At 62.3% G+C, this 14,376-nt stretch carries 14 protein-coding genes; 7 read left to right on the forward strand and 7 right to left on the reverse strand.

Going from position 1 to position 14,376, the window contains the following annotated elements; all coding sequences use genetic code 11:
* The first annotated feature begins 49 nt into the window (after nucleotides 1–49).
* A complete protein-coding gene (gene prmC, locus PW792_16265) occupies nucleotides 50–919 on the forward strand; it encodes a peptide chain release factor N(5)-glutamine methyltransferase (protein MDE1163479.1) in 870 nt (289 codons plus the stop codon).
* Here prmC and PW792_16270 read toward each other — a convergent pair.
* The 3 genes from PW792_16270 to PW792_16280 are packed head-to-tail and all read right to left on the reverse strand — an operon-like array spanning nucleotide 906 to nucleotide 3,229.
* Nucleotides 906–1,406, reverse strand: a complete 501-nt coding sequence (locus PW792_16270; protein MDE1163480.1) for a DUF4126 domain-containing protein — start codon at nucleotides 1,404–1,406, stop codon at nucleotides 906–908. The two genes, prmC and PW792_16270, sit on opposite strands and share 14 nt — an antisense overlap.
* Before the next feature lie 29 nt (nucleotides 1,407–1,435).
* Nucleotides 1,436–1,924 (reverse strand): ATP-binding protein, encoded by a 489-nt coding sequence (locus PW792_16275; protein MDE1163481.1) that lies wholly within the window; start codon nucleotides 1,922–1,924, stop codon nucleotides 1,436–1,438.
* 42 nt (nucleotides 1,925–1,966) lie between these two features.
* Nucleotides 1,967–3,229 (reverse strand): serine hydroxymethyltransferase, encoded by a 1,263-nt coding sequence (locus PW792_16280; GenBank protein MDE1163482.1) that lies wholly within the window; start codon nucleotides 3,227–3,229, stop codon nucleotides 1,967–1,969.
* Between the two features lie 147 nt (nucleotides 3,230–3,376).
* Here PW792_16280 and PW792_16285 point away from each other — a divergent pair, with 147 nt between their 5' ends.
* Complete coding sequence (locus tag PW792_16285) at nucleotides 3,377–3,769, forward strand: hypothetical protein (protein ID MDE1163483.1); 393 nt, start codon at nucleotides 3,377–3,379, stop codon at nucleotides 3,767–3,769.
* A 5-nt stretch (nucleotides 3,770–3,774) separates the two neighbouring features.
* On the opposite strand, the gene PW792_16290 is transcribed toward PW792_16285, so the two are convergent.
* The 4 genes from PW792_16290 to PW792_16305 all read right to left on the reverse strand — a co-directional run bounded on the left by PW792_16290 (nucleotide 3,775) and on the right by PW792_16305 (nucleotide 9,084).
* Nucleotides 3,775–4,974, reverse strand: coding sequence for an alpha/beta hydrolase family protein (locus tag PW792_16290; GenBank protein ID MDE1163484.1), 1,200 nt, complete (start codon nucleotides 4,972–4,974; stop codon nucleotides 3,775–3,777).
* A 33-nt stretch (nucleotides 4,975–5,007) separates the two neighbouring features.
* The gene (gene alr, locus PW792_16295) at nucleotides 5,008–6,150 is read right to left on the reverse strand and encodes an alanine racemase (protein ID MDE1163485.1); all 1,143 of its coding nucleotides are present in this window, start codon (nucleotides 6,148–6,150) and stop codon (nucleotides 5,008–5,010) included.
* 178 nt (nucleotides 6,151–6,328) lie between these two features.
* Nucleotides 6,329–6,985: a DUF882 domain-containing protein gene (locus PW792_16300; GenBank protein ID MDE1163486.1), complete on the reverse strand. Its 657-nt coding sequence runs from the start codon at nucleotides 6,983–6,985 to the stop codon at nucleotides 6,329–6,331.
* A 152-nt stretch (nucleotides 6,986–7,137) separates the two neighbouring features.
* Complete coding sequence (locus tag PW792_16305) at nucleotides 7,138–9,084, reverse strand: ATP-dependent DNA ligase (protein MDE1163487.1); 1,947 nt, start codon at nucleotides 9,082–9,084, stop codon at nucleotides 7,138–7,140.
* A gap of 111 nt (nucleotides 9,085–9,195) precedes the next feature.
* Between PW792_16305 and PW792_16310 the strand changes: the two genes are divergently transcribed.
* The 5 genes from PW792_16310 to PW792_16330 all read left to right on the forward strand — a co-directional run bounded on the left by PW792_16310 (nucleotide 9,196) and on the right by PW792_16330 (nucleotide 14,253).
* Nucleotides 9,196–10,266 carry a carboxypeptidase-like regulatory domain-containing protein gene (locus PW792_16310; protein ID MDE1163488.1) on the forward strand — a complete coding sequence of 357 codons (1,071 nt, stop codon included), beginning with the start codon at nucleotides 9,196–9,198 and terminating at the stop codon, nucleotides 10,264–10,266.
* A 28-nt stretch (nucleotides 10,267–10,294) separates the two neighbouring features.
* Nucleotides 10,295–11,152, forward strand: a complete 858-nt coding sequence (locus PW792_16315; protein MDE1163489.1) for a hypothetical protein — start codon at nucleotides 10,295–10,297, stop codon at nucleotides 11,150–11,152.
* Nucleotides 11,153–11,234: 82 nt separating this feature from the next.
* Nucleotides 11,235–11,630, forward strand: coding sequence for a hypothetical protein (locus PW792_16320; protein MDE1163490.1), 396 nt, complete (start codon nucleotides 11,235–11,237; stop codon nucleotides 11,628–11,630).
* A gap of 206 nt (nucleotides 11,631–11,836) precedes the next feature.
* Entirely contained in the window at nucleotides 11,837–12,901 is a 1,065-nt protein-coding gene (gene prfA / locus PW792_16325) for a peptide chain release factor 1 (GenBank protein MDE1163491.1), read from the forward strand.
* 116 nt (nucleotides 12,902–13,017) lie between these two features.
* Nucleotides 13,018–14,253 carry a cation:proton antiporter gene (locus tag PW792_16330; protein ID MDE1163492.1) on the forward strand — a complete coding sequence of 412 codons (1,236 nt, stop codon included), beginning with the start codon at nucleotides 13,018–13,020 and terminating at the stop codon, nucleotides 14,251–14,253.
* The last annotated feature ends 123 nt before the right edge of the window (nucleotides 14,254–14,376 follow it).

Consider the following 14,376-nt stretch of genomic DNA (forward strand, 5'->3'; position numbering starts at 1 on the left):
CGTCGCGCATTGTGCTGCGCGGCATCTACCATTCTACGAAGGGAACCGCATGACTGTCCGCGAAGCTACGACCGAAGCTGTTGTCACACTGGAGGCCGCAGGTGTTTCTGCGCGCGATGCGCAGGTGCTGCTGGGCCACGTTCTGCAGCGCGAGCGCGCATGGGTGCTCGCCCATGCGGACGATGCCATCAGCCTCGAAGAGCTCGAAACGCTGCGGGCGCTCACCGCACGACGCGCCACGCGCGAGCCGCTGCAGTACATCCTCGGCGTGCAGGAGTTCTACGGCATGGAGTTCGCCGTCACGCCCGCCGTGCTCATTCCACGTCCGGAGACCGAACTGCTCGTCGAGGCTGTCGAGCTCTGGGCCACGCAGAGGAACTCCGCACGCACGCTGCAGATCGTCGATGTCGGCACGGGCTCCGGTGCCATCGCTGTGACGCTCGCAACGCATGTTGCCGGGGTACGCTTGACCGCGGTGGACATCTCCCCCCGCGCGCTGGAGGTGGCAAAAGCCAACGCGCGGACGCACTCCGCCGACCGCAGGATCGATTTCCTGGAGAACGACCTGCTCACCGGCATGAACGAGGGCATCTTCGACTGCGTTGTTTCCAACCCGCCGTATGTGCCGCAGCTGGACCTGCCCACCATGCAGCCCGAAGTCACCGACCACGAGCCACACCTTGCGCTCTTCGCCGGAGACGATGGCCTGGCCGTTTATCGCAGGTTGATTCCCCAGGCCGCGCACGTGCTGCCGCACGGTGGGCTGCTCGCCATGGAGTTTGGCTTCGGTCAGCGCGAGGCCATCGCCGAGTTGCTGAAGGAGTGGAGTGAGGTGCGCTTCCTCGACGATCTCGCAGGCATCCCACGCCATGTACTCGCGGTGCGGCCACGCTCAATGAGCGAAGCTAGCCAACTCTGAACTCAAGGGCCTGCGCGTTCAGCGCGTCGTGATGCAGCAGTATGCCTGCTGCGATGGCGAGCAGAAGAAAGAAGAGCGACTCCAGCAGACCTGCCGGAAGATCGCGCTTGAAGAGCTTCGCCAGCGACATGCGAACGGCGTAGCAGGAGTACGTGCCCACCACCGCGCCGATGGCTCCGAGAATCGCTCCGCCAGCAGCCGGTTCCAGGATGGCCGCAGCGCAGATCGCTCCGCACAGTGCCCCCAGAACGATGCGTGAGACGAACGGCCCAATCAGCTTGCGGCTGGGCGTGGAGGGCAGCACGTCGAAGACGTACTCACTGAGCGCCGCCAGCGAGAAGATGACCGTTAGAACGATCTTGCCAGTCCACGAAGCCCAGGTGTGGTCGAGCGGCACCCACTCCAGCATGGCGAACCAGCACAACACAGCCATGCCCGTCATCGCTCGAGAGCCCGTCACCACGCCGAAGAGAATTGCGCTCAACATCGTGCGTCGAGTATACGGCCAGCGAAAGCTTATCGGCTGTACCGTTGGTAACCATCGAAGACGGAAGACTCTGCGTCCGTGACCGGCTCCCATAAGGCTTCCATCGCATCGAACATTTCCCGCGTCACGACAAAGGAGTACGTCGCGCTGGCACCTTCGTTGCGCTGCGTTATGCGCTGCCAGCGGAGCTCGGCAGAAACCTCCAGCACATGCAACGCACAGCGCACACCAGCCTCTCGGGCGCGGAGCAGCCAGGCTTCGCGCTGAGCCCGATCCGTAAAGCCTAGATCAAGCACCACGTCCACACCGATGGCAGCAAGCTGACGTGTCATAACGGCCACCTGCTCCTCGCAGCGACGCACGCGCGCAATAGCCCAGGCGTAATCGTTCTTCTCCGGCAGGTCAGGCCAGAAAAGCGTTTGCATCCACTGGTCGATGGCAAAGGGAATGGCTTTGCCATCCGCACAAAGGGAACGGGCCAACGAGCTCTTTCCAGCGCCCGTTGGCCCACACAGCAAATGCCAAGTTGAAGTTGTCAGAAGCTGCTCCGTAAAAGTTCGTTAGGGGCGAAGAAAACCGTAGAGTGGAAACTGCTCGGCCAACTCGGTGACGCGGCCTGCAATGTCCTTCAGCTTCGCGTCGTCGTTGCGGTTCTCGAGCGCCTCGGCGATCCATCCAGCGATCACCGTCATCTCCGCTTCCTTCATGCCGCGCGTGGTGAGTGCAGGCGTGCCGATGCGGATGCCCGACGGCTTCATCGGCGGGTTCGTGTCGAACGGGATCGCGTTCTTGTTCACCGTGATGCCAGCCTTGCCCAGCGCAACCTCGGCTTCGGAGCCGAGCATACCCTTGGCGAAGACGTCGATCAGCATCAGGTGCGTGTCCGTACCGCCGGAGATGACGCGGAAGCCTTCAGCCTGCAGCGCTGCTGCCAGCACCTTGGCGTTCGCCACGGTCTGCGCGGCGTAGCTCTTGAACTCAGGCTGCAAGGCCTCGCCAAACGCCACAGCCTTGGCCGCAACGATGTGCATCAGCGGGCCGCCCTGCTGGCCGGGGAAGACCGAGCGGTCAACACCTGCAGCAAGCTCCTGCTTGCAGAGCACCATGCCGGCACGCGGTCCACGCAATGTCTTGTGCGTGGTCGTGGTGACGATGTCAGCAAACGGCACCGGCGAAGGATGTGCTCCACCCGCGACCAGACCGGCGAAATGCGCCATGTCGATCATCAGCTTCGCGCCAACCTTATCCGCGATCGCGCGCATGCGAGCGAAGTCGAACTGACGCGGATACGCCGAGCCGCCGCCCACGATCACCTTCGGCTTTTCCGCCACGGCGAGCTCTTCGAGCTGGTCGTAGTCGATGACTTCCGTATCCTGCCGAACCTTGTAGCCAACCACCCGATACAGCTTGCCGGAGAAGTTCAGCTTGTGCCCGTGGGTCAGGTGGCCGCCATTGGCGAGGTCCAGACCGAGGATCGTGTCGCCCGGATCGATGATCGTCATGTATGCCGCAGCGTTCGCCTGCGAGCCGGAGTGCGGCTGCACATTCGCGTGTTCGGCACCGAAAAGCTCCTTGGCACGGTCGCGGGCGATGTTCTCCACCACATCGGCGTACTCGCAGCCACCGTAGTAGCGCTTGCCGGGATAGCCCTCGGCGTACTTGTTCGTAAAAACAGTTCCTGCCGCTTCAAGAACGGCGCGCGAGACGAAGTTTTCGCTCGCAATCATCTCCAGTCCCTCGTGCTGACGCTCAGCTTCAAGAGCAATCTGCGAGGCAATTTCAGGGTCGACGGAGGCGAGAGGGGCGTTCAGGTCAATCGGCATACCGCTAGTTTACCTTCGCCCCTCAAACCAGCATGCCCCATAGGTTGTAGCCGCCGAACGGATGGGGGAAAGCTTAGAACTCTCTTGGAATGGTCTCTCCGCCACGAAAGGCAGCAACATCAGTACATAGGCGAAAGGGGTGGCAGGATGAATCGCGCAAAAAAGCTTGCTACACCCTCACGGGCCGCACTTTTTGTGGTTCCAGCCCAGCCCGAACAGGCTGCCGAGCAGGGAGCCACGCGACCGTTCTTGCCCACTCAACTGCTACCCGCTCAGCTTCGCCGCCATCGCGGCTTGTTGCTGGTAGGCGAAGATCATCAACCGGCAACACAGGTGCTTGCTGGCAATAAGAACGGCAGCCATTCCATGCAGCAGGCTGTTCGCATCGTGCAGCAGGTGGAACAGGAAATTGCAGAACGTGCGGACCGCGAACGCAAGATTCGCCAGATGCCCTCGTCTGCCAGCCCCGCCTCCTCGCGTGCGCATGGAAACCTGTGGCAGCGAATCCTGGCCCGCGTCTTCCCTGCACGAACAGCCTGATAGGCCTAGCTCGTACGCGTCGCGCTCCAGCGTTCGCCGAGCCGCTTGAACGAACTCCACACAAACTGGCCCATGTAATAGCCGTCGAGGTACTTGTACGGGAACTCGCCGGTCGTGTAGTGTCCGCAGGGCAGCACGCGCGAGACGAAGTCGATCTGGTGCTCGCGGAAGTTCTTCAACACATCGAGCGAGAACTCCAGCGGGAACGTCAGATCGTACGTCGCGTGGATCACGAGCACGCGCTTGGAGTTTGCCGCAAAGCGCTCCATGTAGCTCATCGGGCTGGCTCCGGCGAGGATGCTGCGCGTGAGGTCCTGCGTAAGCCCTGACCGTTCAAACGACGCGCGAATGTGCCGCGTGCTCTGCCCTTCCCACACCACATCGCCGAACCACGTCGACGCGTGATTGAAGAGGCAGACCTCAAGGCGCGGGTCCATCGCCGCAGCCAGAAAGGCGTAGCAGCTTCCAAGGCTTGTGCCGAGCACACCGAACTGCTCATAGCCCTGCGAGGCCAGCCAGTCGATGCACGAACGAATGTCCGCCACAGCCTGCCGCGAGGCCTCCAGCGTGCGCCCCACGTTCGCGCTCACCGCGTAGTCGGAGCGCTCCAGCTCTGCCGGACGGCGAACGTCATGGTACGGCTTGGACAGGCGCAGCGAACTGACGCCCCAATGCGCGAAGATCTCGCAAAGCGCGTTGTGCGAGAACGCATCGGCGTTCCACTGCGGCATCACGATCATCGCCTGCTTCGGCTTGCCGGGCTTCTGCTTCGCTTCGTACCAGCGAGCGTTCACCGTGTCGTTTTCGGCATACTGCGTCTGCACCGCCGAGGTGAAGCGCAGGAACGGCTCTTTGCGCAGTTCGCCTACTTCGGCACGACGCTTCCACTCCGCTTCCTGCTCCAGCGTCTCCGGACGAACGTTCGTCGGATAAAGCTCGGGAAAGTGCTGCTCGATGCGGAAGTCTTTGGGCGTCTCATAAGCGAAGTAGGCGTCAGGGTCAGCCACGATGCGACGGTTGAGCTCGATCATCGCGTCAAGCCCGGAGATCTCGCCACGCTCCACGCGTGCGGCCATCTCGTCACCGCCAACTCTTCCCAGCCGGTCAAAGCCCCACTCCAGCGGACGCTCCACACGGTTTTCATCACGCGTCGTCAACGCGGTTTCCCATGCGTACATCCACTTTGCGTAGAGCTTCGAAAACATCTATCCAGTGTACTTGCTGCGGCTTGCTCGAATCTAGCGCACAACCATGTGGCCGCGCATACCGCAGAGAATGTCATAGCCAATCGTGTTGGCCCACACGCCGTGGTCCTCTGCGCTAACGCCTTCGCCAAGCAACGTTGCGTCATCCCCCAACGCCACCCCGTTGTGCCCGGTCACGTCTACAACGAGAAGGTTCATCGACACGCGGCCCACCACCGGCGCGCGACGGCCTGCAATCATCACCCAGCCATTCCCCAGCCCGGACGAAGCCGCTCGGCGGAAGCCGTCCGCATAGCCCACCGGCAGCAGCGCAAGCTGCATCTCGTGCCCGGCCGCAAACGTTGCGCCGTAGCCTACCGTCGTCCCCGGCGCAATGCTGCGCAGGCCAATCACGCAGGTCTTCCACTCCATCGCAGGCTTCAGCTTCTGCACAAGTTTGCCAGTACCGTTCACCACTGGCAGGCAGTGGCCGTACGTCGCATACCCCGGCCTCACGATCACGCGAGAGCCAAAGCTCTTCGCCTGCTCATGAATCCACGGCATCGTCGAGCCTTCGTCCACCGCCGAGCTGTTGCCCATATGCAACCAGTGCGGTGTAAGGCCTGCCTCACGAACCTGCTGCAGCGCCTCGCCAAACCGCGCACGCTGGTCCGCTGTCACCACCGAGGCCGCCACCTCGGACTCCGCAAGATGCGTAAAGACGCCGTCGCAACGCACATGCTTCGAACGCTTGATCGCTTCGAGCACAGCTACCAATCCCTCACCCGGAGCAGCACCCTGGCGCGACATGCCCGTGTCGACCTCAACGTGTACCGCGATGTCCTTCGCCCCAGCCTCATTCGCCGCAGCGTCCAACGCGGCGACATGCTTCGACGTCCAGACGCTCGGCGTCAGACGCCAGCGAACAACCTCAGCAGCGTCCGCCAGCTCGATAACGTTCATCACCAGTAGATCTATCGCGGGCCCCACCACCTCGCGAACCACGCGACCTTCTTCCACATCGGTAACACCCATCCAACGGACGCCAGCCTGCGCCAGCAGCGGCGCAACGCTCGCGGCGCCGTGGCCATAACCATCGGCCTTGATCACCGCCAGAACCTCGGCCCCAGAAACCTCGCGAATCGCGGTGACGTTCGAAGCCAGGTTTGCAGCGGAAATTTCAATCCAGCTCTTCAAAAGCTTGTCCCATCCAGGCTTTCATTATCCGGCGCAAAGCTGTGCAGGCTAAGCCAAAGCCTGCAAAAAGAAAACGCCACGAAACCGATGGCTGAAGAGAGCGACTGGTTGGCAAGAAAACAAAAGACAAAAGGCGCAGGAGGGATCCCCCGCGCCTTTTGCCCTCTTTTCAAACGCTCTAGCCTTCGCGGCTGTGACGTCCGCCATACGTCCACTGGCGCACCGGGCCTACGTCCACGTGCACAAACTGGCTCGTCGGGTAATAGCCCACGCCGCCCGCGTGCAGGCTCAGCGCCGCATTCCGCAGCACCAGCGTCTTCACGCCCGGCACACGAATATCAATCGCCTTCGCCAGCATGTGCTGCGAGTGCTCGGCTACGCCCGTCGCCTTGTAGCTCGCCCGCCCCCTGCGCGTACGCAGGAAGTTGTTCGACCACGGCGTGCGATAGCCGCAGACGATGTCGATCGTCGCGTCGTTACGGTGCAGTGTCGCCAGCAGCTCATGCAACGTATCGAACTCGCGGGGGTCGTAGTGGCTGACCGCGTCCGTGCGCGAGTCACGCAGGAAGTGGTTCAACTGGTCAATCGCCTCCGGCACATACTTGTCGCCGATCCGGTAGACCACATCGATCGATTCGCCGGTGTGCAGGTGGTGCAGGCGAAGTTCGTACTTTGTGCCTTCGGGAGAAGCCGTGTCCACGGCCGCAGCCGTCACGGGTTCCGTGTGGCGCTCGATACCGCAGCCGCTCATCCCAGCCAGTGAGCCGAAAAGAAGCGAAGCAGAGAGAAGTTTGGATGTCGTACGAGACAGGGACAGGCAGGAGATCAGGTTCAAAGAAACAAACTCCAGAGTATGAGTGTCAGATACCGGCTTTACCAAATCGCATTTGCAATCTCGCATTCGCCTACTTCAATTTTACCCACCGATTCCCCAGGAGTTGCCCTATGCCCTGTAATGCTTTTGTCGCAGAAACCTTCACTTACGGGTCATGCACGCTCGCCCTCAACCCCCTCCAACGGCTTATCTGGCTGACTCTGAAAGACTTCCTCCACTCGCTCCAGGGTGTCGATCTCCTGCACCGGTTTGTCGTCACGTAGCCGGACGATGCGCGGAAACCGCAGCGCGAAGCCCGAAGCATGGCGATCCGAACGCATGATGTTGTTGAACGCGACCTCCAGCACACGCAGAGGCTCCACCGTACGAAAGTGCCCGTGGTCGGCGAGCGTGTGTGCTTTCAGCCACTCGGTCATCTCTGCGATCTCGACGTCCGTAAGTCCGGAGTACGCCTTGCCGACGTTCAGCAGCTCGCCGCCCGGGCCGCGCACAGCGAAGGTATAGTCGCTGAGCACCTGCGAGCGCCGGCCTGAGCCGAACTCCGCACCGGTGATCACAACGTCCAGCGTCTCCAGCGTGCGCTTCAGCTTCACCCACGCCAGCCCGCGACGCCCCGGCAGATACGCCGAGCCAGCCGCCTTGATCATCACGCCCTCGTTCGCCCGGGCGCGAGCGTCAGCGTACGCGCGATCGATCGCTTCGGCGGATTCCACCGTTTGTGCAGGCGATATCCTCAGCCTTTCCACTGCTTCCTCAGAGCTTTCTGCAGCGAACAGGCCACCGGGCACAAACGCAGCGTCGAGCTCCAGCGGGGACACAGCCTGCGGCTGCAACGCTGCTGCAAGCTGCTCCAACAGCGCCCGACGCTCACGCAGCGGCCTGGGCAGCTGCAGATCGCCCGACGCAAACATCACGTCGAAGGCCATGAAGACGACCGGGACCGTCCGTCGCAGATCGTTGTCGACGCGCTTCCGGCCGATGCGCTGGCCGAGCACGGCAAACGGTAGCGCTCGGCTCGCGGCAAACTCCCAGCCGAGAATCTCGCCGTCCAGAATCGTCGCGCCCGTCGCGTTCGCCTTGGCAAACGCCTCCACCAGTTCGGGAAAGCTTTGCGTGATGTCCTCGCGGTTGCGCGAGTAAATCGCAACGCGCCCCGGCTGCTCAGGGTCGCCGAAGTGAAGCTGCGCGCGCATTCCATCGAACTTGTCCTCAAGCAATGCGTGAACCTGCCCAGGATCGCCCCTCTCGTCGGAGATGCCTGCCTCGGCAGCTACGTCTTCGGCCATCGCCTCTTCAGCAGCATCCACGGCAAGCTCTCCAGCAACCTTCCCGGCTCGCTTCTTAGGCTTGCTCACTGGCTTCGGCTTCGCAGTGAACCGCGCGACCGCCTCTTCGGGCGACTCCACCGGAGAAGCCAGCATGAAGCCCAGCGGATGAAAGAGCCGCATCCTCGCCTGGGCGAGCGTCCCGGCAAAGGCCATCTCCGCCGCGCGACCGAGGTCCGCCTCCAGCATCACGGCGTGCCTCACCGCCGCGACATCGGCAACCTGGCCCGCGTTCGTCGCAGCCACGGCGATCGCCTCTTCGATCAGGCTCGCCTTCACCCCGATCCGCATGTCGCCCAGCATCAGCTTCAGCAGATACTTCGCCTCCAGCGCCGTCGCCGCTTGCAGCATGCCCACGAGCGCAACCTCCCGGGCCTGCGTCGAACGCGCCGTGGCCATGACATCGAACGCTAAACTCACGTCCAACAGCGTCAACGTAGCCTGCAAAGGAGCCTTGCCCAGCAGTTCAAACGCCGCCTCTCCCAGATCGCCGTGGCGCCGGTAGGCGGCGGTCAACTCTGCGTCCGTGGCGCCGGAAAGACTCTTCACCACACGCGAGAGAATCGCCCCGCCAGCGTTCAGCTTGCGTGGGTCAGCCTCTGCATACGGCTCGCCTGCAAGGTAACGCACCAGCCGCGACAGATCGCCGCTCGCGCCCTCGCGGTACACTCGCTCCACCACCACTGCAATCGACGAGCGCTTTTTCAGCCTGCTGCTTTCTTTTGCCAAAGCATCGGCCAACGAAGCAACCTCGGCAAACAATGTGTTCTCCATGCTTTGTAGAGATGCTTTTTTCAACGCTACGAAACGCTTCTTCGTTTTCGCAGCACGACAATCCCCCATAAACGCGTTTGCGGTTGCATTCTAGAAATCTAGGAAACAGCCTTGGCTCTTCACTTGTCCGTTCTTCGCCGCTCCTCTGCTGCATTCGCGCTTTTGCTCACAACCCTCTGCGTCCACGCGCAGCAATCTCTGCCGTCTGCACCGAAGCCGCAGAGCGGCACCGTGCTCGGCAACGTCATCGACGCCGACAACGACCTCGTACCCAACGCCACCGTCGTGTTGACCGAGAACAACGTCGCCGCCGAACGGTTGGAGATGCGCTCCGACGCTGCCGGCCACTTCGAGTTCCACGACGTTCCCCCAGGCACCTGGACGCTGCACGTCACCGCGCCCGAGCTTCGACCGTTTGAGGAAGGCAAGATCGTCGTCCATCCCGGCGGCTACGCGCTCGTGCAGGGCATCGTGCTCAACGTCGCCGCCACGCACGCTGACGTCACCGTCACGATGACAACGGAGCAGGTGGCCGAGCAGGAGATGCACGACGAGGAAAAGCAGCGCGTGCTGGCCATCTTCCCAAACTTCAACACCAGCTACGTCTGGAACGCCGCGCCGTTGAACGCACGGCAGAAGATGCACCTCAGCCTGCGCGCCGTCACCGATCCCGCCGCGTTCATCACCGCTGGCATCGTTGCAGGCAGTGAGCAGGTGAACAACACCTTCCCCGGCTATGGCGACGGCGCAAGCGGCTTCGGCAAACGCTACGGCGCAGCGTATGGCGATGCCTTCATCGGCCGCATGCTCGGCTACGCCGTCTTTCCGGCCATCTTCCGGCAGGACCCGCGCTACTTCTACATGGGGCCGGGTTCGCCCACCAAAGAACGTGCGTACCACGCCATCGCCAGCGGCCTGCTCTGCCGCGGCAACAACGGCCACACCCAGATCAACTACTCGCATCTGCTCGGCAACTTCACGGCAGGGTACATCTCCAGCGTCTATCACCCCGATCAGAACAATGCGGTTGGTTTGGCCGCAAGAAACACCGTCATCGGCATCGGCGGGACAGCGGTCGTGAACCTCGTACGCGAGTTCGTGCTCAAAGCCGTCTCAACCGGTGTCCCCAAGTATGGAAAAGGCAAGCCGACGGCAGAAAGCAGCAAGGAATTGCAGCCCTGAAGCGTGCTCTGTGGGACTCTGGAGAAGTATGCGTTTGCCTGGAAACATTGTCGCCGTCCTCTTCAGCCTTTCGCTCACCGGCCTTGCCACCGCGCAGGACGCAACGCCCCCGCCGCAGAGCGCACAGGTGCTGCACATGCCCCAGCCGGAAACCTACGAGCCCGCTCTGGCAACAGCCATGGCGAGCGCCGCCAGGCAGGAGCAGAAGCTTCGCACCACGCTACCCAGCTTCACCTGCAAAGAGCAGGGCGTCAGCCAGCTTCTGCGTAACGACGAGGTCCGCAAGGAAGTTCCCTTCACCGGCGTCATTCGCGCCGTGCGCCAGCCGGACGGCCAGATTGAAGAGACGCACGAGTTCACCACCATCAAGGGCCGTCCCGTGGGCAAGCACCCCGAGGTCCCCTACTACGTCCACGACGCCTTCACCCGTGTGCTGACGTACGTCTCCGCGGCCTACCAGCCCTGCTATCACTTCACCGTCTCGGACAAAGATCCACGCCGCATCAACTTCGTGAATCGCCGGCCGTTCAACGTGATGTGCGAGAACTACCCCGGCACGGAAGGCTTCTTCACCTGGGACGAGAGCGGGCAGATCAACCACCTCGAACGGCTTCTGCCCGAAGTCAATGCTGAAGGCTGGCCCGTGCCGTTCGCCGCAGTCGACATCAGCACCGTGCAGCTTGGCGAGAAGAGCTATCGCCTGGCCTCGCACATGGAGAGCGAGAAGGCCGACGGCAAGGACATCGAGCGCGAAGACGTGAACTTCACCGACTGCAAGCTCTTCAAGGCCACCATCCGCATCCTGCCCGATGCGACCGAAGTGCAGGACGGTAATCCCCCGGACGGTAATCCCAAAGACGAGCCCGCACCACTGAGGCCGCGATAAGCCTCGCACCGCACGGCGTCGCCAGCCACCGCCTTATCGAGTTCTCTGCAACTATTGCGACAACGCAAACGTATCGTCACGCATGAAGATGCTGAGCATTCCCGTCGCAGCCCTGATGGTTGCCCTTCCACTGTGCGCCGGAGCCACCGGCCCCGACAAGAAGGATCCGGCCAGCTATAACCTCGACGTTACGATCCTGGGCTCTGCCTTTTCGCATCAGGACCTCCGCATCTATGCCGAGGTTGAAGGCAGGCGAGAATGGTTGGGCTGCACGCTGTACAACTCGGTCGACATCTATCTTCTGGCGCCGGGCCATTACAAAGCCTTCAAAGAAGCTCGCGACAAGAAACGACCCGATTACGATCTGCGCCAGACGTATTACATGTGGTTGCCAGATGGAAAGATCGAGCGTTGTGGTGTCGAGATGGTCGGTCAGATGCCCAGCTATCCCTCCCCTGACGCAGCAGCGGCCCACTAAGTTCAGCTCTGAATCCCACACAAACGCGTTACCATCTAAGTAGCGATGCGTTTGTGCACGGCAAATTCGGTGAACTCCTCCCGCGTGGCGTTTGACCGCCACGACTTTGCCTAGCTGCGCCTACACGCGACCCTTCGTTTCCCCACTGACATTCAGCAACAACCTGGGCCCCCGGCCCTGGAACCTGACCACTCGGATACCTCGCCATGTTTGACAAGCTCGATCAACTCGAAGAACGCTACGAAGACCTTGGCCGCCAGCTCGGCGACCCCACCCTGCTTTCTGACCAGAAGAAGTTCCAGCAGGTCGCCAAACAGCACCGCGACCTCGAACCGACCGTCGAGAAGTTTCGCGAGTTTCGCCGCCTGAAGCAGGCCATTGAAGACTCAAAAGCCATGCTCGAAGACGCCGACATGCGCGAGATGGCCGAGATGGAACTCGCCGACCTCGAACCCAGGCTGCCAATCGTCGAAGAAGAGATGAAGGTGTTGCTGCTGCCCAAGGACCCCAACGACGACAAGAACATCGTCATCGAAGTCCGCGCAGCCACCGGCGGCGACGAAGCTTCGCTCTTCGCAGCCGAGGTCTTCCGCATGTATCTCCGCTTCGCCGAACAGCATCGCTGGAAGGTGGAAGTGCTTTCGGAGTCGCCGACGGATGTGGGCGGCCTGAAGGAAGTCACGGCCATCTTTGAAGGAGACAAGGTCTTCTCGCAGATGAAGTATGAGTCCGGCGTTCACCGCGTGCAGCGCGTTCCGGCCACCGAAACGCAGGGCCGCGTCCATACTTCGGCGATCACCGTTGCGGTGCTGCCGGAAGCCGAAGAAGTCGACGTGAAGATCGAGAACAAGGACCTCCGCGTGGATACGTTCTGCTCCTCCGGCCCCGGCGGACAGTCGGTGAACACGACCTACTCGGCGATCCGCATCACGCATCTGCCCACCAACACCGTGGTGAGCTGCCAGGACGAAAAGTCGCAGATCAAGAACCGCGAAAAGGCCATGCGCGTTCTCCGCGCACGCCTCTACGAGGTCGAGCAGGAGCGTCTGCACCAGATTCAGGCCGCAGCGCGTAAGTCGCAGGTCGGCTCCGGCGATCGCTCCGAGAAGATCCGCACCTACAACTTCCCGCAGAACCGCCTCACCGACCACCGCATCGGCCTCACCAACCATCAGCTTGCGATGGTGATGGAAGGCCTGCTGCAGCCTACGGTCGATGCGCTGATCGCGCACGACACCGCCGAGCGTCTGAAGGCCGAGAGCGCAGCGTAACTCCACAAACATCTGCAAGGAGAAGGGCGCGACTTCGGTTGCGCCCTTCTCCTTGCCTCCACGCCACGCACTCCGATACCGGCACAGGCACCCCGCAAAATCCATAGAATCAAAGAATGCTTGCTCTGATCGCCACAGTCGTGACGTTGGCCGCCCTCTTTGGTCTGGTCAGCACTCGATGGCTGAAACTGCCTATCGCCGTCGGCACCATGCTGCTGACGGTGCTGCTCTCGATCGTGCTCGCGCTCACCAGCCAGCTCTTCCCGGGCGTCCACGCCTGGGCCATGCACTCCGTGCTGCGCATCGACTACGGTCCGTTCATCCTGCACGGCCTGCTCTCGCTTCTGCTCTTCGCTGGCGCCTTCCTGCTCGACCTGGAGCACCTGCTGAACGAGAAGCTGGCCGTCGGCTTCCTCGCCGGTCTCGGCACCGTGCTGTCCACCGTGCTGGTGGGTGTGGGGATGCACTACGGCGCGGTGCTGGTCGGCTTCCACCCCTCCTGGGCGCAGGCGTTTCTCTTCGGCGCGCTCATCTCGCCGACCGACCCCATCGCCGTGCTGGAGATGCTGCGCCGCGTCGCTGCGCCGCACTACCTGCAGGCACAACTCGCCGGGGAAAGCCTCTTCAACGACGGCGTCGGCGCAGTCATCTTCCTCACCGTGCTCGGCATCGCCGAAGGCGGCAAGGTGCCATCGATTGGCGAGGTCAGCGCGCAGCTACTTATCGAAGCAGGCGGCGGACTGCTGCTCGGCGTGGCACTGGCCATGCCCGTCTCCCGCATGATGCGCGCCGTGAACACCTATCACGTGGAGATTCTGCTCACACTCTCACTCGCGCTCGGCGGCTATGCCATCGCCGATAACCTGCACCTCTCCGCTCCGCTCGAAGCCGTTGCCGCAGGCCTGGCGCTGCGCTGGATGAACGCTCGCCACCCGGCAGCCATCTCGCACGTACAGATCGAGCACTTCTGGACCGCCATCGACGAGGTCCAGAACTCGGTGCTCTTCGTCCTGATGGGCTGCGAGTTCCTCGCCGTCACCTTCACCCGCACATCCCTGCTGACCGGCGTCTTTGCGATTGCCGTGGTCAACGCGGCCCGCTTCGCAGCCACAGCGATCGTGCTCGGCCTCATCCAGCGGCTACAACCCGGCCACCGCAGTTCGCTGCTCGTGCTCGGCTGGGGAGGCCTGCGCGGCGGCCTCTCCATCGCTCTGGCCCTCAGCATTCCAGAAGCGCTCGGCCGCAACTGGATTCTCACCGCGACCTACACCGTCGTCATCTTCTCCATCGTGCTCAAAGGCGGAACGATGGACCTCTTCCTCCAGAGGTTCCGCAACAGCATCGCGGCATAGCCTCGCGAAGTTACCCGCAAAAAACTCAGAAGAGCGGCAATCCACTTCACCTCCTGCAACGTTTTCCTTACAGAGGCGTCGCAGAACGCTTTTATCGGCAGAGACTTACGGGCACGGCTCCGG

It is taken from the genome of Acidobacteriaceae bacterium (assembly GCA_028283655.1).
In the GTDB taxonomy this organism is placed as follows: domain Bacteria; phylum Acidobacteriota; class Terriglobia; order Terriglobales; family Acidobacteriaceae; genus Granulicella.